Genomic DNA, 22022 nt, shown 5'->3' on the forward strand with positions numbered 1-22022 from the left:
CATGACGTATGAGAGCAGCTCCGCCCCGGTCCGCCTCGCCGAACTCGGTCCGGACGCCGATGTGACGTGCCTCGCACCGCAGTTGGCGGAGTTCGCGGCGGTCGCCCGGCTGGAGCACGTCACCCAGGCCGCGCAACTGCTCGGCATGCCGCAGCCCACCCTCTCCCGGGCGGTGGCCCGTCTGGAGGCCGAGCTCGGAGTCGACCTGCTGGCCCGGCACGGCCGCGCCGTCCGCCTCACCCGGGCCGGACGGCTGCTGCTGGACGCCGTCGAACGCGCCCTGCTGGAGGTCGAGCGCGGCGCGGAGGCGGCCCGCGCGGAGGCCGACCCGGCGGCCGGCCGGGTCGCGTTCGGCTTCCTGCACACCATGGGCACCGACGCGGTGCCGGCCCTGCTGCGGGGCTTCCGGGCCGGGCACCCGCGGGTGCGGTTCCAGCTGGTGCAGGACTACGTCGCCGCGATGCTGGAGCGGATGCGGGCCGGCGAACTAGACCTCTGCCTGGTCTCCCCGCTGCCGGACGACCCCGACCTGACGGCCCGTCCGCTGGACGAGCAGCGGCTCTTCCTCACCGTCCCCGCCGACCACCGCCTCGCCGGACGGCGGCGGATCCGGCTGGCCGAGGTCGCCGCGGAGCCGTGGGTGACCGTCGAGGAGGGCTACGGGCTGCGCCACATCATGGACGGCTTCTGCGCGGAGGCCGGCTTCACCCCGCGGATCGCCTTCGAGGGCGAGGAGGTCGAGACCCTGCGCGGACTGGTCGCGGCGGGACTCGGGGTCGCCCTCCTGCCGCCCGCGCTGGTGCCCCGCCCGGGCGTCGTCGAACTGGAGGTCACCGCCCCGCGCACCCGCCGCGCGATCGGCCTGGCCTGGCACACCACCCGGCCCCTCACCCCGCCGGCCGCCGCCTTCCGCGACTTCGTGCTCTCGCGGAGAGGGAGCATCCTGACCCACGACTGACCTCCGGTCGGGGTGGGGGGTGAGGGAGAGCGGGCGGCGGGGCGTGATGGGGTCGGCGGCGGGGTTGACCTCCGGTCGGGGCGGGGGGTGGGGGAGAGCGGGCGGCGGGGTTGACCTCCGGTCGGGGCGGGGGTGAGGTTCGGCCGGGCCGCGCCCGCGGGGGGCGTCTCGGGATGTTCACTCTTGGTTCTGCCGCTGCTCTGGCGTGGCGTTCTAGGAAATCTACGCGCGTAGGGGCTATGCTCTCGCAATGGAGAAGCAGATCCCTGCCACTGCGGGCACCACGGCCCCGCGCATTCCCACTCCCGAGCAGATCGCCCGTGCCCCGAAGGTGCTCCTGCACGACCACCTGGACGGCGGGCTGCGGCCCGAGACGATCGTCGAGCTGGCCGCGGACTGCGGCTACGAAGGCCTGCCGACCACGGACCCCAAGGAGCTCGGGGTGTGGTTCCGGGAGGCGGCCGACTCCGGTTCGCTGGTGCGGTACCTGGAGACCTTCGCCCACACCTGCGCGGTGATGCAGACCCGCGACGCGCTGATCCGGGTGGCGGCCGACTGCGCCGAGGACCTGGCGGCGGACGGCGTGGTGTACGCCGAGGTGCGCTATGCCCCGGAGCAGCACCTGGAGGGCGGGCTGACCCTCGACGAGGTGGTCGAGGCGGTCAACGAGGGCTTCCGGCTGGGCGAGGCGAACGCCAAGGCGCGCGGGCACCGGATCCGGGTCGGCACGCTGCTGACCGCGATGCGGCACGCGGCCCGCTCGCAGGAGATCGCCGAACTGGCGAACCGCTACCGGGACCACGGCGTGGTCGGCTTCGACATCGCGGGCGCCGAGGCGGGCTACCCGCCCACCCGGCACCAGGCGGCCTTCGACTACCTGAAGGGCGAGAACAACCACTTCACCATCCACGCCGGCGAGGCCTTCGGGCTGCCGTCGATCTGGGAGGCGCTGCAGTGCTGCGGCGCGGACCGGCTCGGCCACGGCGTGCGGATCGTCGACGACATCGCGTTCGACGAGGACGGCCGGGTGCAGCTGGGCCGGCTGGCCGCGTACGTGCGCGACAAGCGGATCCCGCTGGAGATGTGCCCGACCTCCAACCTGCAGACCGGGGCGGCCGACTCGTACGGCGAGCACCCGATCGGGCTGCTGAGCCGGCTGAAGTTCCGGGTCACCGTCAACACCGACAACCGGCTGATGAGCGGCACCAGCATGAGCCAGGAGTTCGGGCACCTGGTGGAGGCCTTCGGCTACACGCTGGGCGACATGGAGTGGTTCACCGTCAATGCGATGAAGTCGGCGTTCCTGCCCTTCGACGAGCGGCTGGCGATGATCAACGACGTGATCAAGCCCGGGTACGCCGAGCTGAAGGCCGAGTGGCTGTTCAGCCCGCGGGACTGACGCGCCGTCGGATCGTCGGATGAGCGCCATGGATCTCAACGTCCATGGCGCTCATCCGACTTATCCCTCCGAAGAGTGAGTGGCCTTTGATCCGCACGCGACATGGTCACTACGGTGGGCCGGTCACTGCTGACTCGGTGTGACGACCGGGCCCGTCCCCCGTGGGGCTCGCCGCCGTCGCGCCGCCCGACCAGGACTCGAGGACGCACACATGAAGCAGGCCACTCTCAAGGCAGCCGGTACGGCCGCTCTCGGCGTCGCGATCGCCGCCGTCGCCGCGGGTTCCGCCTCCGCCGCGCCGGCGCCCGGCGGCCTCGGGCTGCCGACCAGCGCGCTCACCAACCCGGGGCTCACCAACGCCGCGACCGGCGCCGTGAGCAAGCTGCCGGGCGGTGACTCGGTGAGCCAGGTGACCGGCACCCTCAACCCGACCGCGGGCAAGCCGGCCCAGGCCCCGGCCGCCGCCCCCGCGCCGGAGCAGGCGCCCGGCGCCGTCGAGCAGACCGGCCCGGGCGGTGCCGAGCAGGCCGCCCCCGCGCCCGAGCAGGCGCCCGCCGCCGCCCCGATGCCGATGGACGCCGCCGCGCCGATGCAGGCCGCTCCCGCCGCGCACGCCAACCGGATCGGCGGCCTGGACTCCGTCCCCGGCGGCCAGGGCCTGGCCAAGACCCCGGTCGGCGGCGTGGTCGGCACGCTCAGCAGCCTCTCCCCGACCGGCGGCGGCGCGCCGGGCCTGCCGGGCCTGGGCGGCTGACGCCCGCCCGACCCGCGCCGAGGGGCCGTCCCGTGGGGGGACGGCCCCTCGGCCGTGTCACGGGTGCGGTCACGGCTCCTGCGGGAGGAGCAGCCACAGCGCCAGGTAGATCAGGAACTGCGGGCCGGGCAGCAGGCAGGAGACCAGGAACAGCACCCGGACCGTCCACGGGGTGAGCCCGAAGCGCTTGGCGAGGCCGGCGCAGACGCCGCCGATGACGCGGTTGTGGCGAGGACGGGCGAGGGTGCTCATGGTCTCCTCCGAGGAGTTCTCCCGGTGCGGTCCCTCCGACCGGGCTGACTCCCATCCTTCCGCCGTGACCAGCGCTTTTCGTCCGCCCCGATGCCGATCCCACCCCCGAAGTCCGCACCTCCCGGAGGACTCCGTTTCTCGGGGTCGCCTCAGGGCCCCACCCCGAGTGGGCCCACCCGGCCCCGGCGAGAACGGGGGCGAACCGGCGTCCGTACGGATCCGTTCCCCATGCAGGGTCTCCGCGTACCCCGTGGCGTTCTGCAGCGCGACGCCGATCCGCATCCGAGGCCAGGGACGGGACCGTTGACAAGAACGGCCGGCACCACATGCGGGTCCTGCGGTTCCCGTCGGCGGACTCCACCACCGAGCGGGGTATCGGCTCGCACACCGACTACGGGCTGCTGGTCATCGCCGCGCAGGACGAGGAGCCGTGGGCGTTCGTCGAACCGGTGGCGGATGTCTTCACGGTCCTTTCCGGGCGACATCACGCGGTTCATCACCGGCGGCACGCTGCTCTCGACACCGCACAGGGTCACCCTGGCCGCCCGGGAGCGGTGGTGCTACCCGGACCGGGCGGTGACCTCCGGGATCGTGGCCGAGGGCGGGCTCGAGGTGCTGGAGCGCCTGCGGAAGGAGCATGTCGAGTCGTGATTCCCGGTGGTCCCGCCCTCCGCTGCCTTCCGGGGTGAATCGTCCGGATGTAACGGCGGGTTAAAGAAGGGGGAGGCGGTGGGCGGGCGGGTCGGGGGGCGTTGGCAGACTCGCGGACCTGATCGTCTCCCAAGCAAGAGGAACTCGTTCGATGCGCGCATCCAGGTTTCTGGCCGTCACCATGCTGTCCGCCCTCGGGGTCTCGGCCGTAGCCGCCTGCGGGCCGGACGACGGCGGCAGCAAGGACGCGGCCGCCCCGAAGGCGTCCGCGTCCGCGTCGCCGTCCGCGGCGGCCGGGGGCCTGGAGAGCCTGTCGGTCGGGGACATCCTGAAGAAGTCGCAGGCCGCGGGTGCCAAGGTGACCTCGGTGAAGCTCACGTTCAAGCTGAAGATGGACGCGAGCACCACCATGACCGGCGCGGTCGCCGAGGACGGCAAGGGCAACTGCGCCGGCAAGATCGGGTTCGAGGGCAAGGGCCAGGCGGACATCCTGCGCCAGGGCGCCACCCTCTACCTGAAGCCGGACACCGCGTTCCTGAACGCCTTCGCGCCGGGCTCCTCCGCGGTGGTCGGCGGCAAGTACATGAAGCTGGGCGCCGACGCCGCCAAGGCGAAGGAGTTCGCGACCTTCTGCGACCTCGGCCTGCAGACGCTGAAGCAGGTCGGCCAGAACGACGACGGCTCCGACGTGGCCGGCACCAAGTCGGGCGGCAAGCAGGTCGACGGCGTCAAGGCCCTGATCATCAAGGACCAGGACGCCGGTACCGCGGCCGAGATCGCGATCGCCGAGGAGGGCGAGCCGTACGTGCTGTCGCTGATCACCACGGGCGACGACCAGGGCAGCATGCAGTTCAGCGACTTCGACAAGCCGGTGACGGTCACCGTGCCGCCGGCCGCGCAGGTCATCGACGGCGGCAAGTACCTGGGCTGATCCGGAGTCAGGGGCCGGGTGGGGCGCGAACGCGCTCCGCTCGGCCCTTCGCCGTTCCCGGCGGGTCGGTCCCGGGCAGGCGGTCCGGGAGACCCCGTCAGTGGCGCTGCGGCCCGGTCGAGGTGAGCGCGGGCACGGCGGGCCGGGCTGCCGTTCCGGGCAGCGCGCGGCGCTCCGGGCGGGGCGCCGGGAGGTGGACCGCGGGCCGGTGGCGCAGCGCGAGGCGGCGCAGCAGCGGGACCAGGGCGAGGTGGGCGACGGCCGCGCCGAGCGTGCCGAGCAGGATGTCGTCCACGTTGAGGACGTGGCCGGGGGCCCAGCCCTCGGCGATCTCCAGGGCGGTGGCGAGCAGCGCGACCGCGCCGGTGGTGCGCAGGAAGGACGGCAGCCAGGGGGCGTCGGCACCGCCGAAGGCGAGCGGCAGCAGGACGCCGACGGGTGCGAGCGGGAGGAGTCCGGCGGCGAGCTGGCGGGCGCCGGCCAGGCCGCCGACGGCGAGTGCCTGGTGGACCGAGGCGAACGGGGTCAGGTTGGGCGGGTAGGTCCAGCTGACCGGGAGCGGGCGCAGGCTCGACCAGGCGAGCAGCAGCAGGTGCAGGGCCAGCAGTAACCGGGCCGCGGTCCGGAGTCGGTGCGGCGCCGCCGACCCGGCGGGTGCCTCGGCGGGCGCCTGCTCGGTCGCGGGGTCGGGATGCGCGGTGGTGTGCACGCTGTCAGGGACGCGAGGTCCGGCCGGGACGGTTCCGGCCGGACGGGCGGTCGTCCCGGGTGGTCCCGCCGGGTGGTGCGCACACCACCCGGGCGTGACGATCACCGGGCACGACCATCACCCGGGTACCGCGGTCAGCCGGGGCAGCGGGTGCTGGACGGGGCGCCGAAGACGCCGGTGGGGGTGAGGGACGGGGGCGGGCTCGCGGGCGCGGCCGTGACCTTGGCCGACGGGACCGCGGACGGGACCGCCGACGGGGAGAGGCTCGCCGCGGGCGACGGCGCGGGGCTGGAGACGGCCGGCGCGTTGGGGACCTGCACCGGGTTGGGGCAGGCCGTCCGGCTGGCCGGGGCCCCGGCGTCGACCGGGACGTCGGTGGGGCGGATGCCGCAGCCGGTCAGCGCGGCGAGCGCGGTGGCCGGCAGCAGGGCCGAGAGCAGGAGCCGACGGACGGTCATCAGGTGGTCTCCGTCCCGGCGGGCGGCTGGGTGAGCGGCAGGGTGAGGGTGAAGACCGCGCCGACGCCGTCGGGGTTGTTGGCGGCGGTGATGGCGCCGCCGTGGATCTGGGCGTTGGCCATCGCGATGGACAGGCCCAGGCCGCTGCCCTCGGAGCGGGCCCGGCCCTTGTCGGCCTTGTAGAAGCGGTCGAACACGTGCGGGAGGACGTCCTCGGGGATGCCGGGGCCGGAGTCGGAGACCTGGACCACCACGGTGTGGGCGGAGTCGTCCTGACGGACCCTCACCCGGACCGGGGAGCCGCCGTGCTTGAGGGCGTTGCCGATCAGGTTGGCGAAGACCACGTCGAGGCGGCGCGGGTCGACGACGGCCTGGATGCCGCGCGGGGCGTCCACCTCGACGGCGTCGTACCAGGCGCGGCCGTCGATGCAGGACATGATCAGGTCGGCGATGTCCACCTCGTCGGCGACCAGCTTGGCGGTGCCCGCGTCGAAGCGGGTGACCTCCATCAGGTTCTCGACCAGGTCGGAGAGGCGGCGGGTCTCGGAGACCACCAGGCGCACCGCCGGTTCGATCATCGGGTCGAGCGAGTCGGCCTCGTCCTCCAGGATGTCGGTGACGGCGGTCATCGCGGTGAGCGGCGTGCGCAGCTCGTGCGACATGTCGGCGACGAAGCGGCGGGACTGCGCCTCGCGGGCGCTGAGTTCGGCGACCTGCTCGGAGAGCGACTCCGCGGTCTTGTTGAAGGTCCGGGCCAGGTCGGCGAGTTCGTCGTTGCCGTCGACGTCGAGCCGGGTGTCCAGCTTGCCCTCGCCGAGCTGCCGGGCGGCGTCGCCGAGGCGGCGGACCGGGCGCAGCACGGTGGCGGAGGCGCCCTGGGCGAGCAGCGCGGAGCCGACCAGCGCGAGCAGGGTGGCGATCGCCAGCGACCAGCCGAGGGTGTTCAGGTCGGCGCGCTCGTTCTGCAGCGACTTGAACATGTAGGCGGTCGGACCGGTCGGCACCACCTTGGTCCCGCCGATCACGTACGGGCCGTCGAGGTTCACCCGCTGCCAGTACAGGTGGTACGGGTACGGGTTTCCGGAGCCGGTCTCGCGCGGCTTGGCGACCGCGGCGGCCAGCGGGGCGGGCACCTGGCCGCCGGTGAACCGGCCCGGGTCGGAGGAGGCGGTGCAGCCGGGCTGCGACTCGTCGACCACCACCACGTCGTAGGCCAGGCCGGAGCTGGCCACCTGGACGGCGAGCGTGGTGAGGTCCTGGCAGCTGGGGTGCAGCGGCAGTTGCGAGACGTTGCGGGTGAGCGAGACCCGGAAGTCGTTGAGCGCGGTGTCCTGGGCGCGCTTGAGCACCGCGTCCCGGTTCAGCCAGTAGGCGATCCCGGACGCGGAGACCGCGGTGACCAGCGCGACCGCGGCGAACACCGCGATCAGCCGGACCCGCAGCGAACTGAGCCGTCGCCAGGAGCCCGGGCGGGCACGGCGCGGCACCGTCTGATGGTCGGTCAAGAAGGGCTCATCCAGAGAACGAAGGAGTGGGTCACGCGGGCGGGTCGAGACGGTAGCCGACGCCGCGGACGGTGCGGATCAGGGTCGGCGCGGACGGCACGTCCTCGACCTTGGCGCGCAGCCGCTGCACACAGGCGTCCACCAGCCGGGAGTCGCCGAGGTAGTCGTGTTCCCAGACCAGGCGCAGGAGTTGCTGGCGGGACAGCGCCTGGCCGGGGCGGCGGCTGAGCTCCAGCAGGAGCCGCAGTTCGGTCGGGGTCAGCTGCAGGTCCTGGCCGTCCTTGGTGACGGTCATCGCCGAACGGTCGATCACCAGGCCGCCGTAGGCCGCCGAGTCGGTGCTCTCCCGCTCGCCGCGGCGCAGCACGGCGCGGATCCGGGCGTCCAGCACCCGCGGCTGCACCGGCTTGACCACGTAGTCGTCGGCGCCGGACTCCAGGCCGACCACCACGTCGATGTCGTCGGAGCGCGCGGTGAGCAGGATGATCGGCAGCTGGTCGCTGCGGCGGATCCGCCGGCAGACCTCGAAGCCGTCGATGCCCGGCAGCATCACGTCCAGGACGATCAGGTCCGGACGCTGCTCCTTGAACAGCTTCAGGCCCTCCTCGCCGGACGCGGCGGCGGCCACCCGGTGGCCCTGGCGGGTGAGGGCGAGTTCGAGGCCGGTGCGAATGGCGTCGTCGTCCTCGATCAGAAGCAGGAAAGACACGGGGGTCATTGTGACCCACCGGGCCCCGCGAAGCACCCACCAGGGTGACCCGTAATCAGTCGGGAACCGGACCGGCGCTCTCCGGCGTCCGCTCCGGCAGGCACGGGTGTGTCCGCGTCCGGCCGGGCTTGTGACAGCCCTGTGACAGTCGACGGACACCGCCATGACGAGCGCCGGGCAGGATTTTCCTTGTCGCCGCGTAAGGACGCACCAGCTCAACGCCGGTGTTGCGGCACACGCAAGGAACCACTCGTACCGACCATGGGGGTGCCCGATGACCGCAACGCTGACGACCCGCACCACGGGGCCGCGTGCCGTCCTGGGCACCAACCGGCCGAACTGCGAGGAGGAGAGCTCCGGCGCCGTGATCGTACGGGGGTGCGCACACAGCGCCGGAACCCGCCGCCCGGTGGCGGGGGCCACCAGGGGCGGGGAGGCACACGGCCGGGTGGGGAGCCCGGCCGCGGGACGGGTGCTGCGGATCGCTCCGCAGACCTTCCGGGGGGAGCAGGGCGACCAGGGAGGCGTGCAGGGGGAGCACCCGGCCGCCGCGGCCGACGAGGCGAGCGACATCGCCGAGTTCACCGCGTACGTGCGCGAGCGCCGCGCCTCCCTGTACGCCACCGCCTACCACCTGACCGGCGACCGCTACGAGGCGGAGGACCTGCTGCAGAGCGCGCTGTTCTCCACCTACCGGGCGTGGGGCCGGATCACCGACAAGGCCGCGGTGGGCGGCTACCTCCGCCGCACCATGACCAACCTGCACATCTCCGCCTGGCGGCGCCGCAAGGTCAACGAGTACCCGACCGAGGAGCTGCCGGAGTACGCCGGCGACACCGACGCGATGGGCGGCACCGAGCTGCGCGCCGTGCTCTGGCAGGCGCTGGCCAAGCTCCCGGAGAACCAGCGCACCATGCTGGTGCTGCGCTACTACGAAGGCCGCACCGACCCGGAGATCGCCGACATCCTGGGCATCAGCGTCGGCACCGTGAAGAGCTCCATCTGGCGCGCGCTGCGCCGGATGCGCGAGGACGAGCAGCTCAACCGCTCGGGCGACACCGTGCACGCCTTCGGCGAGCTGGTCGCCTGACGGACGATCAGGAACTGACACCCCGGAAACTCCCGTCGGGGGACGGGTGAAGGGGGGCGGTGGGACGACGGCGCGCTCGGGGGAGCGGCGGCCGGGGGGAGGTCCCTCAGCCCTGACGAGGCGGGCCCCGGTGCGGGGGAGAAGCACCGGGGCCCGCCGCGTCGTTCCTCCGGTGGGGCACGCCGCGGTGACAATGACCCGATGGACGCCGCCCCCACCCCTCCCGCCGAGAGCCCGCAGGCCCGGGCCGACCGGCGGCTGATCGAGCTGCTGCAGGAACTGCGGGTGCTGCAGACCGGCGTGCAGATCGTCTTCGCCTTCCTGCTCGGCGTCGCGTTCACCCCGCGCTTCGCCGAGCTGCACGACTCCGAGCAGGACCTGTACGTCGTGGTGCTGCTGCTCGCGGTGATCGCCGCGGCGGTGCTGGCCACCCCGGTCGCGCTGCACCGCGGACTGTTCCACCACCCCGACCGGGTCCGGATCGTGCGGGTCTCCGCCCGGATCGCGCAGGTCGGCCTGGTGCTGCTGGCGACGGCGCTGTCCGGCGCGGTGCTGCTGGTGCTGACGGTGGTGCTCGGCGCGGCGGCGGCGATCCCGATCACCGCGGTGGTCGCGCTGGTCTTCACCGGCCTGTGGTTCGTGCTGCCGTGGGCGGTACGCCGTGGCCTGACCGAGGAGTGAGCCGGCGTCAGACGTACTCGGGGTGGCGGGCGAGCGAGGCGATCCGGCGGCCGGCCTCCAGTCCGGAGCAGGCGTAGGAGCCGAGTTCGACCTGCCGGGCGACGATGCCGCGCTCGGCGCGCATCAGCCGCCAGCCGCGGCGGACCAGGTACGGGACGGACTTGCGGCCCTCGCGGACGTCCCGGCGAAAGCGCCGCCAGGCGGTGGTGGAGGGCCGGTTGCGCAGGCACAGGGCGTCGCCCAGCAGGCCCTCGGCCGCGCACTGGCGGGCCAGCTCGGCGGCGAAGATGCCCTCGGCGACGAACGCGGGGGCGCCGTCCAGGCCGAGCGGGCGGCTGCCGATCCGGCCGTTGTCGGGGATCGAGTAGACCGGCACGTCGGTGGTGCCGCCGCCGGCCAGCGCGCGGATCGCGGCGAGCGCCTGTTCGCGGTGCCAGGAGAGCGGGGAGTCCCAGTCGGTGCCGCCGTCGTCCGGCAGCTGCGGCAGGGTCGGGTCGTCCCCGTCCTTGTAGAAGTCGTCGAGCTGCAGCACGGGCAGGCCGCTGCGCTCGGCCAGCGAGGACTTCCCGGAGCCCGAGGGACCCGACAGCAGGATGACGCGGGATACCGGGCGACGGTTCAGCGGGGAGTCACTCACGAGACACCAGTCTGACGCATCCTGCGGGCGGGTCGGAACCCCGCGGTCCGCCGCCGTGACGGGGCCCACACCCGGGGGCGCGCGGAGCGCGGCACATCTCGGTCGCGCATCGAACTCCCGTCCCGCCTACCATCCTCCTACGCGCGTAGATATGCTGGTCTGGTGACTATGTCCACTCTTGCAGCCAATGCCCCCGGTGCAGCGGGCAGCGGTCTCACGGACGTCGCGGCGTCCGAGGCCACCTTGCGCCGCTTCCTGCACGGCCTGCCCGGCGTCGACCAGGTCGGCCTGGAGTCGCGGGCGGCGTCCCTCGGCACCCGCTCGATCAAGACGACCGCCAAGGCGTTCGCCGTCGACCTGGCCATCTCGATGATCGACCTGACCACGCTGGAGGGCGCGGACACGGTCGGCAAGGTCCGCTCGCTGTGCGCGAAGGGCCTGAGCCCCGACCCCGGCGACCGCACCACCCCGCAGGTCGCGGCGATCTGCGTCTATCCGGACATGGTCGCCACCGCCAAGGACGCGCTGCGCGGCAGCCGGGTCCAGGTCGCCTCGGTGGCCACCGCGTTCCCGTCCGGCCGCGCCGGCATGCCGGTGAAGCTGGCCGACACCGCCGAGGCGGTCGCGGCCGGCGCCGACGAGATCGACATGGTGATCGACCGGGGGGCCTTCCTCTCCGGCCGCTACCTGGAGGTCTTCGAGGAGATCGCCGCGGTCAAGGAGGCGTGCAGGCGCCCGGACGGCACCGCCGCCCACCTGAAGGTGATCTTCGAGACCGGCGAGCTGCAGACCTACGACAACGTCCGCCGGGCCTCCTGGCTGGCGATGATCGCGGGCGCGGACTTCATCAAGACCTCCACCGGCAAGGTCGCGGTCAACGCCACCCCGCCGGTCACCCTGCTGATGCTGGAGGCGGTGCGAGACTTCCGCGCGGCCACCGGCACCCAGGTCGGCGTGAAGCCCGCGGGCGGCATCCGCACCACCAAGGACGCGATGAAGTACCTGGTGATGGTGAACGAGACCCTGGGCGACGACTGGCTGAGCCCCGAGTGGTTCCGGTTCGGCGCCTCCAGCCTGCTGAACGACCTGCTGATGCAGCGTCAGAAGCTGCGCACCGGCCGGTACTCCGGTCCCGACTACGTGACGGTGGACTGAGGACGATGGCGAAGACCAAGAAGACCGAAGAGCAGCCGGCCAAGGCGTCCGGCCTGTTCGAGTACGCCCCGGCGCCGGAGTCCCCGGCCGCCGCGGGTGAGATCGCGACCAGCTACGGGCACTTCATCGGCGGCGAGTTCGTCGACTCCTCCGGCTCGGAGGCGCTGAAGACCGTCAACCCGGCCACCGAGCAGGTGCTGGCGGAGTTCGCCCAGGGCACCGACGAGGACGTCGACCGCGCCGTCGCCGCGGCCCGCCGGGCGTTCGCCGACTGGTCGGCGCTGCCGGGCAGCGAGCGCGCCAAGTACCTGTTCCGGATCGCCCGGATCATCCAGGAGCGCTCGCGCGAGCTGGCGGTGCTGGAGTCGATCGACAACGGCAAGCCGATCCGGGAGACCCGCGACGTCGACCTGCCGCTGGTCGCCGCGCACTTCTTCTACTACGCGGGCTGGGCCGACAAGCTCGACTACGCCGGCTTCGGGGGCAACCCGAAGCCGCTGGGCGTGGCCGGCCAGGTCATCCCGTGGAACTTCCCGCTGCTGATGCTGGCCTGGAAGATCGCCCCGGCGCTGGCCACCGGCAACACCGTGGTGCTCAAGCCGGCCGAGACCACCCCGCTGACCGCGCTGCGGTTCGCCGAGATCTGCCGGCAGGCCGGTCTGCCCAAGGGCGTGGTGAACATCGTCACCGGCGACGGCCGCACCGGCGCCGCGCTGACCGCCCACCCGGACGTCAACAAGGTCGCCTTCACCGGCTCCACCCCGGTCGGCCGGGCCATCGCCAAGCAGCTGGCCGGCACCCGCAAGAAGCTCTCGCTGGAGCTCGGCGGCAAGGCCGCCAACATCGTCTTCGACGACGCGCCCCTCGACCAGGCGGTCGAGGGCATCGTCAACGGCATCTTCTTCAACCAGGGCCACGTCTGCTGCGCGGGCTCCCGCCTGCTGGTGCAGGAGTCGATCCAGGACGAGCTGCTGGACGCGCTCAAGCGCCGGATGGGCACCCTGCGGGTCGGCGACCCGCTGGACAAGAACACCGACATCGGCGCGATCAACTCGGCCGAGCAGCTGGCCCGGATCACCGAGCTGGCCGCCGCGGGCGAGCAGGAGGGCGCCGAGCGCTGGGCGCCCGCGTGCGACCTGCCCGGCGCGGGCTACTGGTTCCGCCCGACGCTGTTCACCGGCGTCTCGCAGGCCCACCGGATCGCCCGCGAGGAGATCTTCGGCCCGGTGCTGTCGGTGCTCACCTTCCGTACCCCCGCCGAGGCGGTCGAGAAGGCCAACAACACCCCGTACGGGCTGTCGGCCGGCATCTGGACGGAGAAGGGCTCGCGCATCCTCTGGACCGCGAACCGGCTCAAGGCCGGCGTGGTCTGGGCGAACACCTTCAACAAGTTCGACCCGACCTCGCCGTTCGGCGGTTACAAGGAGTCGGGCTACGGCCGCGAGGGTGGCCGCCACGGTCTGGAGGCCTACCTCGATGTCTGATGTGGCACTGCGTCTTGATGTCTTCAAGACCTACAAGCTGTACGTCGGCGGGAAGTTCCCGCGCTCCGAGAGCGGGCGGGTGTACGAGGTGACCGACGCAAAGGGCCAGTGGCTGGCCAACGCCCCGCTCGGCACCCGCAAGGACACCCGGGACGCCGTCCTGGCCGCGCGCGCGGCGGTCAAGGGCTGGTCCGGCGCCACCGCGTACAACCGCGGCCAGGTGCTGTACCGGGTCGCCGAGATGCTGCAGGGCCGGCGCGAGCAGTTCGTCGCCGAGGTGGCGGCCGGCGAGGGCGTCGGCGTCAAGAAGGCGGCGGCGCTGGTGGACGCGGCGATCGACCGCTGGGTCTGGTACGCGGGCTGGACCGACAAGGTCGCCCAGATCGCGGGCGGTGCCAACCCGGTGGCCGGGCCGTTCTTCAACCTGTCCACCCCGGAGCCGACCGGCGTGGTCGGCATCGTCGCGCCGCGCACCGGAGCGGGCTTCTCGCTGCTCGGCCTGGTCTCGGTGATCGCCCCGGCGATCGCCACCGGCAACACCGTGGTGGTCGCGGCCGCCGAGCACGCGCCGCTGCCCGCGCTCTCGCTCGGCGAGGTGCTCGCCACCTCCGACCTGCCCGGCGGCGTGGTCAACCTGATCTCCGGCCGCACCGCGGACATCGCGCCCACCCTCGCCTCGCACCAGGACGTCAACGCACTGGACCTCGCCGGGGCGATCGACCCCGAAGGCCCCGGCGCGGCGGCGGCCCTGGAACAGGCCGCGGCGGATACGCTGAAGCGAGTGGTCCGACCGGCCGCCGACCCGTCCGCCGAGGACTGGACGGCCGCGCCCGGCACCGGGCGACTGCTCTCCTTCCTGGAGACCAAGACGGTCTGGCACCCGATGGGCATCTAGCCCCCGGACCGTTCAACTCCACACAGACCGGCCGTCCCCACGCCCCTACCCCCCCCGGGGGCGGACGGCCGCCGACGGGCCCGCACTTCTCCCCCCCTGGTGCGGGCCCGTCCTCATGCCCGGGCGGGGCGCCCGAGCGGGTTCGGGGACAATGGCGGGATGACTGGCACGAAGACGCGGGGGCGGCGGCCCGGGGGTGAGGACACCCGGGGAGCGGTGCTGGCGGCGGCGCGGGCGGAGTTCGCGCAGCACGGGTACCAGAAGGCGAGCATGCGGGCGATCGCCCGCTCGGCCGGGGTGGACGCGGCGCTGCTGCACCACTACTTCGGCAGCAAGGACCGGCTGTTCATGGCCGCGCTGGAGTTCCCGCTCGATCCGCGCGCGGTGGTGGAGCAGGTCTTCGCCGGGGATCTGGCGGGCATCGGCGAGCGGGTGGCCGGCTTCGTGCTCGGGCTGTGGGAGGAGCCGACGGTCCGCGACCGGCTGCTGGCGCTGGTGCGCACCGCGGCCGGCAGCGAGGAGGTCGCGGCGCTGATGCGCGGCTTCATGGTGACCGAACTGGTCGACCGGGTCGCCGACCTGCTGGAGGTCGACCAGCCCGAGCTGCGGGTCGAACTGGTGATGTCGCAGATCGTCGGGCTGGCCATGGCCCGCTACGTGATCGCCGTCGAACCCCTCGCCTCGGCACCCCCGGAGGCGCTGGTCCCACTGCTGGGCCGCACCATCCAGGGGTACCTGACGGGCTGACGGGTGATCAGGCCTCGCCGCCGCCGAAGCGCTCGGTCCAGGAGGCCAGGTCCTCGTCGGTGATCTTGGCGAAGAGCACCGGCGGGACGGTGAACGGGGTGCCGGCCGGGACGAGCTGCAGAGCCCGGGCCTCGTCGGCGCTCACCCAGGTGCGGGTGTCGCCGTCGAGGGTGAAGGACTCCCGGATCGCCTGCGCGGCGGCCGGGATGAACGGCTCGGACACCACCGCGTAGAGGTGGATCAGGTTGATCGCGGTGCGCAGGGTGCGCGCCGCGGCCTCCGGGTCGGTCTTGATCTGCGTCCACGGGGCGGTCACGTCGAGGTACGCGTTGCCGGCCGACCAGAGCGCGCGCAGCGCCTGCGCGGCCTTGCGGAAGTTCAGCGCGTCCAGCTGGGTCTCGTACTCGGCGAGCAGCTCGCCGATCTGGGCGCCGAGCTGGAGCTCCGCCTCGCCGGCCTCCGGGCCCGCCGGGACCTCGTCGCCGAAGCGCTTGCGGCTGAACGAGAGCACCCGGTTGACGAAGTTGCCGAGGGTGTCGGCCAGGTCCTTGTTGACGGTGGACGCGAACAGGTCCCAGGTGAAGCTGGAGTCGTCGGACTCGGGGGCGCTGGCCATCAGGTAGTAGCGCCAGTAGTCGGCGGGCAGCAGCTCCAGGGCGACGTCGGTGAAGATGCCGCGCTTCTGGCTGGTGGAGAACTTGCCGCCGTAGTACGTCAGCCAGTTGAAGGCCTTGACGTAGTCGACCTTCTTCCACGGCCGGCGCGAGCCGAGCAGGGTGGCCGGGAACATCACGGTGTGGAACGGGACGTTGTCCTTGGCCATGAACTCGGTGTAGCGGACGGTGTCGTCCGCCTCGTACCACCAGGACTTCCAGTCCCCGCCGGTGGCGTCCGCCCACTCCTTGGTGGCGCCGATGTACTCGATCGGCGCGTCGAACCAGACGTAGAACACCTTGCCCTCGGCGGCCAGCTCGGGCCACACGTCGGCCGGGACGGGGACGCCCCACTCCAGGTCGCGGGTGATCGCGCGGTCCTGCAGGCCCTCGGTGAGCCACTTGCGGGCGATCGAGGAGGCCAGCACCGGCCAGTTGTCGCCGTTCGCGGCGATCCAGGCCTCGACCTCGCCGGTCAGCTTCGACTGCAGCAGGAACAGGTGCTTGGTCTCCCGCACCTCCAGGTCCGCGCTGCCGCTGATCGCCGAGCGCGGCTCCAGCAGGTCGGTCGGGTCGAGGACGCGGGTGCAGTTCTCGCACTGGTCGCCGCGGGCCTTGTCGTACCCGCAGTGCGGGCAGGTGCCGACGATGTAGCGGTCCGGCAGGAAGCGGCCGTCGGCGATCGAGTACACCTGACGGATCGCCCGCTCCTCGATGAAGCCGTTGGCCTGCAGCTCGCGGGCGATCTCCTGGGTGATCTCCCGGTTCTGCGGCGAGGAGGAGCGGCCGAAGTAGTCGAAGGAGAGCCGGAAGCCCTCGTAGACCGCCCGCTGCTGCTCGTGCGCCCGGGCGCAGAACTCGGCGACCGGCAGCCCGGCCTCCTGCGCGGCCAGCTCGGCCGGGGTGCCGTGCTCGTCGGTGGCGCAGATGTACAGCACCTCGTGGCCGCGCTGGCGCAGGTAGCGCGCGTACACGTCCGCCGGGAGCATCGACCCGACCATGTTGCCCAGGTGCTTGATCCCGTTGATGTAGGGAAGCGCGCTGGTGATCAACTGTCGAGTCATCTCTGGGATGCTCCCATGCTCTCCGGCGAGCACCGTATGGGATGCCCGCGGGCGGGTGTCGAGGGGCCGGGTCGTCTTCGGGACGAGCGGCGGGCCGGGCCCTTCCGGTGCCGCCGGCCGCCGCAATCGTACCGAACCGGGCCGCGGTGGCCGTACCGCATATCCGGGCGCTGTCAAGCCACGGCGGCGCCCGGCTGACGCGGCGTCAGCGGCCGGTGGCGCCGTCGATCCGCTCGCGCAGGATGTCGGCGTGGCCGGCGTGCCGGGCGGTCTCCTCGATCATGTGCACCAGGATCCAGCGCAGCGAACGGGGCTGCGTGGTCGGGCCGGTGGCGCGGGCGGCGGGGGCGGTGACCGAGGCGGCCGCGGCGATGATCGCGTCCGACCGGCGGGCGGCCTCCCGGTAGGCGGCGACCACGGACTCCTCGGTGTCCCCGGCGGCCAGGTCCATCGAGAAGTCCAGCGCGCCGACGTCGAGGCCCGCGTAGATCTCCTCGAACCAGTAGGTCTCGGCGACGGCCAGGTGCCGGACCAGGCCGAGCAGGCTGGTGCCGGACGGGACGCCGGGGGTGCGGGCCTGCTCGCCGGCCAGGCCCAGGGCCTTGCCGATCACCGCCTCGCGCAGGTAGCGCAGGAACGACAGCAGGGTCTCCCGCTCGCCCTCGTCGAGCACGGGCGGGCGGGTGTCGGTGCGCGTGGTCGCGGTCATGCGAGCACGGTAGCGGGGATCCGCCGCACGGAGCTTGACGGCCGCCGGGCCGCGGCGCAAAAATCATCACATGATGAATTCTTTGGCGGGGCCGTCCGGCGACCCCGCGATCCGCATCGAGCGACTGGTGGTGCGCCGCGGCGACCACACCGTGCTGCCCGGCCTCGACCTGGAGGTCGCCCGTGGCACCGTCACCGGCCTGCTCGGCCCCAGCGGATGCGGCAAGACCACCCTGCTGCGCAGCGTGGTCGGCGTGCAGCGGACCGCGGGCGGCACCGTCACCGTCCTCGGGCAGCCCGCGGGCAGCGCCGCCCTGCGCAACCGGGTCGGCTACGTCACCCAGGCCCCGTCCGTGTACGGCGACCTGACGGTCGGTGAGAACCTCGACTACTTCGCCGCCGTCCTCGGCGCCCCGAAGGGCGACCCGGACCGGGTGATCCACCAGGTCGGCCTGGACGCCCACCGGCGCACCCCCGTCGCCCGGCTCTCCGGTGGCCAGCGCGCCCGGGTCTCGCTCGCCGCAGCGCTGCTCGGCCACCCCGAACTGCTGGTCCTCGACGAGCCCACCGTCGGCCTCGACCCGGTGCTCCGCCAGGAGCTGTGGCAGTTGTTCCGCTCGCTCGCCGACGCCGGCACCACCCTGCTGGTCTCCAGCCACGTGATGGACGAGGCCACCCGCTGCGACCTCCTCCTGCTGATGCGCGACGGCCGGCTGCTCGCCCACGACACCCCCGCCGGGCTGCTCGCCACCACCGGCGCCCCCGACGTCGACAGCGCCTTCCTCGCCCTGGTCCGCAGCCCCGGGCAGCCCGCCGAGGAGACCACGGAGACCACGAGATGACCACCGCCGCCCCGCTGCCCGCCCCCTCGCCGGCCGCCGCCGCGACCCGCCGCACCCTCGCCACCGCCGGCCGGGTGCTCGCCCAGCTCCGCCACGACCCGCGCACCGTCGCGATGCTGCTGCTGGTCCCCTGCCTGCTGCTCGTCCTGCTCAAGTACATGTACGACGACCAGCCGGCCACCTTCAACCGGATCGGCCCCGAACTCCTCGGCATCTTCCCGCTGGTCGTGATGTTCCTGGTCACCTCGGTCGCGATGCTCCGCGAACGCACCAGCGGCACCCTGGAGCGGCTGCTCACCATGCCGCTCGGCAAGCTCGACCTGCTGCTCGGCTACGCCCTCGCCTTCGGCGTCGTCGCCCTGCTCCAGGCCGCCCTCGCCTCGGTGCTGACCATCGGGGTGCTCGGCCTCGACGTCGCCGGACCCACCTGGCTGCTGTTCGCCGTCGCGGTCGCCGACGGCCTGCTCGGCATGGCCCTCGGCCTGCTGGTCTCCGCCTTCGCCGCCACCGAGTTCCAGGCCGTCCAGTTCCTGCCCGCCGTCCTGCTGCCCCAACTCCTGCTCTGCGGGCTCTTCGTCCCCCGGGGCGCGATGGCCCCGGTGCTGCACTGGATCTCCGACGTCCTCCCGCTCTCCTACGCGGTCGACGCGATGAGCCGGATCACCGCGCAGAGCGGTGCCGGCGGCCGGGTGATCGCCGACCTCGCCGTGGTGGCCGGCTGCGCCCTGCTCGCCCTCGCCCTCGGCGCCGCCACGCTGCGCCGCCGCACCGCATAGGCCTGCGGGCCGCGCAGCCCCGCTCACCGGCCCCCGGGCACGGGACGATTCGTGACCGTCCCGTGCCCGGGTCGCCGTTGGGGCCGGTGAGGGCGCTGGGGCAGAATCGACGGCATGACCGAATCCGACCGGACGCCCGACCAGGGCCCCGCCGCCGACGACCCGGTGTACGCCGACCGCGTCTACCGTTCCGTGCCCGGCATCATCTCCGGCGTCATGCTGCTCGCCGTCGCCGCCTGGCTGATCGGCGACGCCGTGGTGTCCGGCAGCGGCCCCACCCCCTGGGTCGCACTCGCCGCCGCCCCCGTCTTCGGCTTCCCCGTGGCCGCCTACACGCTGCGACCGGTGGTCCGCGCCAACGACCGCCGCCTGCTGGTCCGCAACCCCCTGCGGACCGTCATCGCCCCCTGGGGCGCCGTCGAGGGACTGCGGGCCGGCTACTCGGTCGAACTCTTCGCCGCCGGCAAGAAGTACCAGATCTGGGCCGTCCCGGTGTCGCTGCGCCAGCGCAAGAAGGCCACCGCGAGGGCGGCTCGCGCCGCAGCCGCAGGTGACCCGAAGCCGTCCCGCTTCAGCATCACCCCGAGCACGCCCCGCACCCCGCGACCCGGTGAACTCGACCCCACCCGCGCGTGGTCCGACGCGGTGGTGGAGTCGCTGCAGCAGATGGCCGAGCGGAATGCCAACGCGAAGGGCGCCCAGGGCGAGGTCGAGGTCCACTGGTGCTGGTGGATCATCGCCCCGACCCTGGTGGGGTTGGTGGCGCTGGTCTCGGTGATCCTGGCCATTTGAGGCAGCGGCCTCTGATTTAGGGAGCTCGGGTCACTTGCACCACCCAGGGGCTCGGGGAACTGCGAGGCGAGTGTCTGGTGGTCTGAAGTCGGCTGTAGGTCTTTGGAGACCTCTATGCGCCCAGACCTTTTCGCGCCCTCGCACCCTGACCGCCACGCGCCCCCGCCGTTCCCCGGGCCCCTGTTCCTCCCGACCCGTTTGCCTAGGAGTGCATCCTGAAGTCGTAGTGCGGCGGCAGGGGTTCGTCCTTGCCGAGGGCGGTTTGGGTGGTGGACCAGAGGGTGTGGAGGGAGTCCTCGCCTTCGCGGAGGTCGGCGATCTCGATGCCTTCGGTGAGGAGGGCGTGAGCGCGGGCCGGGTCGCCGGAGGCGGTTGCGGCGCGGGCTTCGAGGAGCCGGATGCGGCCGTGGTGGCGCTGGTCGGCGGGGAGGGCGTCGACGAGGGTGAGGGCGTCGGCGGGGCGGGCGGCGGCGAGGAGCGCGGCCAGGGTTTCGATGGTGAGTTCGGGGAGGGTCGGGAGCAGCCGGTGGGCCTCGGTGAGGAGTTCCGCGGCGGGGGCGGATTCGCCTTCGAGGCGGGCGAGTTCGGCGAGGTTGCGGAGGGTCCAGGGGGTGCGGGCGGCAGCCAGTGAGCGGTGCCAGGCGGCCTTCGCGGCGGTGGGGTCGCCCGCGGCGAGGTGGAGCAGGCCGAGGTGGTGCAGGGCGTGCCAGTCGGTGGCGTCGGCGAGGCGCTCGCGCCAGTGGGCGCCGGTGACGGGGGCGGCGGGCGGGTCCAGGACGGGGAGGTGACCGTCCGTCAGGAGGGTGTGCCAGGGGTCCTGTTCGGGGTCGCCGGTGGGGAAGGGCAGTCCGGGGATGGCGGGGAGGGCTCCCGCGGCCTGTTCGAGGGCGGCCCAGCCGCTGCCGGGGGAGAGCGGTTCGAGGGGGGCGTCGGGCGGGGTGGGGGTGGTGTCGAGGGGCAGGGCGCGGACCCGGCGGTCGAGGGTGGCGACGGCGGTGGGCCAGTCCTGGTGGGGGAGTTCGGGGTCGGTGGGGAGCGGACCGTAGGCCTCGGTCCAGGTCCAGGTGGTGCGGGCGGGGAGCGGGAGGTGCTCCAACTGGGTGGCGGCGAGGCCGGCCTGGATCTCCAGGTAGCGGGAGTCGGGGCCGCTGAGCCACTCCTGCCAGCGCAGGCCGCCGCTGCCGGTGCCCCAGTTGAACAGTTTGCGGCCGCGCAGGCGGTCGGTGGAGTACTGGAGCAGGCCGGTGCCGTCGGGGTCGACGGCGGCCACCCAGGGGCGGTCGAGGTCGTCCGGGACGTCGAAGAAGTAGTCGGCGGCGTAGGGGAGTTCGGCGGGGCGGCTGCGGTCGGTGCCGTCGTGCAGGGGGAACGGCACGCGCTGCAGTTCGGCGGCGTAGTCGAAGTGGAAGGCGTGGTCGGCGGGGGCGAGGACGCGGGTGCCGGGGCGTTCCGGGACGGCGGTGTTGGACCACCAGTAGGCGGGGACGGTCTCCGCGCCGGGGTTGTGGATCGAGATCTGGACGTGCAGGTACTCCGCGCCGGGCGGCAGCCAGGCGTCGATCTGCAGGACCAGGCGGCGCATCCGCTCGAACTCGTACATTCGCAGGACGGGGGTGCCGTCGGGCCGCTCGGTGCGGGCGGTGTGCAGCGGGGCGCAGGTGAGCGGGTGGTGGCCGGTGGCGCCGAGGTTCCACTCCGTGCCGCCGGCGAACCAGGCGTTGCGCAGGGCGAGGTTGGCGGGCTGCAGGACCGGGTTGCGGTGCAGGAGTTCGCGGCCGGTGGGGCGCTGGACGAGTGACCAGAGCCGGCCGCCGAGGGTGGGCAGGAAGACGGCGGTGAGGTGCTCGTTCTGCAGGACGGCGGTGGGCAGTTCGCGCTCGGCGCGGTCGCGGTCGTAGCGGTCCTGCGGGGTGTAGGGGAGCAGGGTGGCGGGTTGGCCGTAGGCGATCCGGGCGGTCATCGCCGGGTCGCCGCCGGGGGCCTGGGCGTGCACCTCGGTGCCGTGCAGGAGGGGCAGCGGGCTCGCGGTGGGGAGCGCGGCGGCCGGGAGCCGGAGAACGTCCGTGTGAAGAGTGCTGGTCACGCGGCGAACGTAGGTCCGCCGGCGGGGGTTGGGAAGGGACTTGTGTGCGGAAATCTAGGACGTTCCGCGCCCGGACCTGGTGGGTCCGG

At 73.3% G+C, this 22022-nt stretch carries 23 protein-coding genes; 14 read left to right on the forward strand and 9 right to left on the reverse strand.

The window, feature by feature from the left end:
• Position 1 precedes the first annotated feature (1 nt).
• From AB0K51_RS20565 to AB0K51_RS20575, 3 genes are all read left to right on the forward strand, one after another.
• Positions 2–958, forward strand: a complete 957-nt coding sequence (locus AB0K51_RS20565) for a LysR family transcriptional regulator (protein ID WP_363457307.1) — start codon at positions 2–4, stop codon at positions 956–958.
• Positions 959–1208: 250 nt separating this feature from the next.
• Positions 1209–2357 (forward strand): adenosine deaminase, encoded by a 1149-nt coding sequence (locus AB0K51_RS20570; RefSeq protein WP_363457310.1) that lies wholly within the window; start codon positions 1209–1211, stop codon positions 2355–2357.
• Between the two features lie 211 nt (positions 2358–2568).
• Positions 2569–3111 (forward strand): hypothetical protein, encoded by a 543-nt coding sequence (locus tag AB0K51_RS20575; RefSeq protein ID WP_363457312.1) that lies wholly within the window; start codon positions 2569–2571, stop codon positions 3109–3111.
• 69 nt (positions 3112–3180) lie between these two features.
• Here the strand turns inward: AB0K51_RS20575 and AB0K51_RS20580 are convergent, their stop codons facing one another.
• Complete coding sequence (locus AB0K51_RS20580; protein WP_363457314.1) at positions 3181–3363, reverse strand: PspC domain-containing protein; 183 nt, start codon at positions 3361–3363, stop codon at positions 3181–3183.
• 456 nt (positions 3364–3819) lie between these two features.
• Here AB0K51_RS20580 and AB0K51_RS20585 point away from each other — a divergent pair, with 456 nt between their 5' ends.
• Together AB0K51_RS20585 and AB0K51_RS20590 are read left to right on the forward strand one after the other, a co-directional pair.
• The gene (locus AB0K51_RS20585; protein ID WP_363457317.1) at positions 3820–4014 is read left to right on the forward strand and encodes a hypothetical protein; all 195 of its coding nucleotides are present in this window, start codon (positions 3820–3822) and stop codon (positions 4012–4014) included.
• A 151-nt stretch (positions 4015–4165) separates the two neighbouring features.
• Entirely contained in the window at positions 4166–4945 is a 780-nt protein-coding gene (locus AB0K51_RS20590; RefSeq protein WP_363457320.1) for a hypothetical protein, read from the forward strand.
• Positions 4946–5042: 97 nt separating this feature from the next.
• Here AB0K51_RS20590 and AB0K51_RS20595 read toward each other — a convergent pair whose 3' ends face one another.
• From AB0K51_RS20595 to AB0K51_RS20610, 4 genes are all read right to left on the reverse strand, one after another.
• Positions 5043–5654, reverse strand: a complete 612-nt coding sequence (locus AB0K51_RS20595; protein ID WP_363457323.1) for a VanZ family protein — start codon at positions 5652–5654, stop codon at positions 5043–5045.
• A gap of 134 nt (positions 5655–5788) precedes the next feature.
• Positions 5789–6112 (reverse strand): hypothetical protein, encoded by a 324-nt coding sequence (locus AB0K51_RS20600; RefSeq protein ID WP_363457326.1) that lies wholly within the window; start codon positions 6110–6112, stop codon positions 5789–5791.
• Positions 6112–7617, reverse strand: coding sequence for a HAMP domain-containing sensor histidine kinase (locus tag AB0K51_RS20605; protein WP_363457329.1), 1506 nt, complete (start codon positions 7615–7617; stop codon positions 6112–6114). The genes AB0K51_RS20600 and AB0K51_RS20605 overlap by 1 nt, the downstream gene beginning before the upstream one ends.
• 31 nt (positions 7618–7648) lie before the next feature.
• Positions 7649–8326, reverse strand: coding sequence for a response regulator transcription factor (locus tag AB0K51_RS20610; protein WP_363457332.1), 678 nt, complete (start codon positions 8324–8326; stop codon positions 7649–7651).
• Between the two features lie 274 nt (positions 8327–8600).
• Here AB0K51_RS20610 and AB0K51_RS20615 point away from each other — a divergent pair, with 274 nt between their 5' ends.
• The gene (locus AB0K51_RS20615; RefSeq protein ID WP_363457335.1) at positions 8601–9416 is read left to right on the forward strand and encodes a SigE family RNA polymerase sigma factor; all 816 of its coding nucleotides are present in this window, start codon (positions 8601–8603) and stop codon (positions 9414–9416) included.
• Positions 9417–9617: 201 nt separating this feature from the next.
• A complete protein-coding gene (locus tag AB0K51_RS20620; protein WP_363457338.1) occupies positions 9618–10097 on the forward strand; it encodes a DUF6328 family protein in 480 nt (159 codons plus the stop codon).
• Between the two features lie 7 nt (positions 10098–10104).
• Here the strand turns inward: AB0K51_RS20620 and AB0K51_RS20625 are convergent, their stop codons facing one another.
• Positions 10105–10734 (reverse strand): ATP-binding protein, encoded by a 630-nt coding sequence (locus AB0K51_RS20625; RefSeq protein ID WP_363457341.1) that lies wholly within the window; start codon positions 10732–10734, stop codon positions 10105–10107.
• 168 nt (positions 10735–10902) lie between these two features.
• On the opposite strand from AB0K51_RS20625, the gene deoC reads away from it, so the two are divergent.
• The 4 genes from deoC (at position 10903) to AB0K51_RS20645 (ending at position 15015) form a co-directional block, all read left to right on the forward strand.
• The gene (gene deoC, locus AB0K51_RS20630) at positions 10903–11889 is read left to right on the forward strand and encodes a deoxyribose-phosphate aldolase (RefSeq protein WP_363457343.1); all 987 of its coding nucleotides are present in this window, start codon (positions 10903–10905) and stop codon (positions 11887–11889) included.
• A 5-nt stretch (positions 11890–11894) separates the two neighbouring features.
• Entirely contained in the window at positions 11895–13373 is a 1479-nt protein-coding gene (locus tag AB0K51_RS20635) for an aldehyde dehydrogenase family protein (protein ID WP_363457346.1), read from the forward strand.
• The gene (locus tag AB0K51_RS20640) at positions 13366–14268 is read left to right on the forward strand and encodes an aldehyde dehydrogenase family protein (protein WP_363457349.1); all 903 of its coding nucleotides are present in this window, start codon (positions 13366–13368) and stop codon (positions 14266–14268) included. The genes AB0K51_RS20635 and AB0K51_RS20640 overlap by 8 nt, the downstream gene beginning before the upstream one ends.
• A 159-nt stretch (positions 14269–14427) precedes the next feature.
• On the forward strand, positions 14428–15015 hold the full coding sequence (locus tag AB0K51_RS20645; protein WP_363457352.1) for a TetR family transcriptional regulator: 588 nt from the start codon (positions 14428–14430) through the stop codon (positions 15013–15015).
• A 7-nt stretch (positions 15016–15022) separates the two neighbouring features.
• On the opposite strand, the gene metG is transcribed toward AB0K51_RS20645, so the two are convergent.
• Entirely contained in the window at positions 15023–16732 is a 1710-nt protein-coding gene (gene metG, locus AB0K51_RS20650) for a methionine--tRNA ligase (RefSeq protein ID WP_363457355.1), read from the reverse strand.
• Positions 16733–16937: 205 nt separating this feature from the next.
• Complete coding sequence (locus tag AB0K51_RS20655) at positions 16938–17441, reverse strand: DinB family protein (RefSeq protein WP_363457358.1); 504 nt, start codon at positions 17439–17441, stop codon at positions 16938–16940.
• Positions 17442–17511: 70 nt separating this feature from the next.
• Here AB0K51_RS20655 and AB0K51_RS20660 point away from each other — a divergent pair, with 70 nt between their 5' ends.
• The 3 genes from AB0K51_RS20660 (at position 17512) to AB0K51_RS20670 (ending at position 19850) form a co-directional block, all read left to right on the forward strand.
• The gene (locus tag AB0K51_RS20660) at positions 17512–18282 is read left to right on the forward strand and encodes an ABC transporter ATP-binding protein (protein ID WP_363457361.1); all 771 of its coding nucleotides are present in this window, start codon (positions 17512–17514) and stop codon (positions 18280–18282) included.
• A complete protein-coding gene (locus tag AB0K51_RS20665; RefSeq protein WP_363457363.1) occupies positions 18279–19058 on the forward strand; it encodes an ABC transporter permease in 780 nt (259 codons plus the stop codon). Before AB0K51_RS20660 ends, AB0K51_RS20665 begins: the two co-directional genes overlap by 4 nt.
• A 114-nt stretch (positions 19059–19172) precedes the next feature.
• Positions 19173–19850, forward strand: coding sequence for a PH domain-containing protein (locus AB0K51_RS20670; protein ID WP_363457366.1), 678 nt, complete (start codon positions 19173–19175; stop codon positions 19848–19850).
• A gap of 202 nt (positions 19851–20052) precedes the next feature.
• Here the strand turns inward: AB0K51_RS20670 and AB0K51_RS20675 are convergent, their stop codons facing one another.
• Positions 20053–21933, reverse strand: a complete 1881-nt coding sequence (locus AB0K51_RS20675; protein WP_363457369.1) for a DUF5107 domain-containing protein — start codon at positions 21931–21933, stop codon at positions 20053–20055.
• Positions 21934–22022 lie beyond the last annotated feature (89 nt).

This window comes from Kitasatospora sp. NPDC049285 (assembly GCF_040678815.1).
Lineage (GTDB): Bacteria > Actinomycetota > Actinomycetes > Streptomycetales > Streptomycetaceae > Kitasatospora.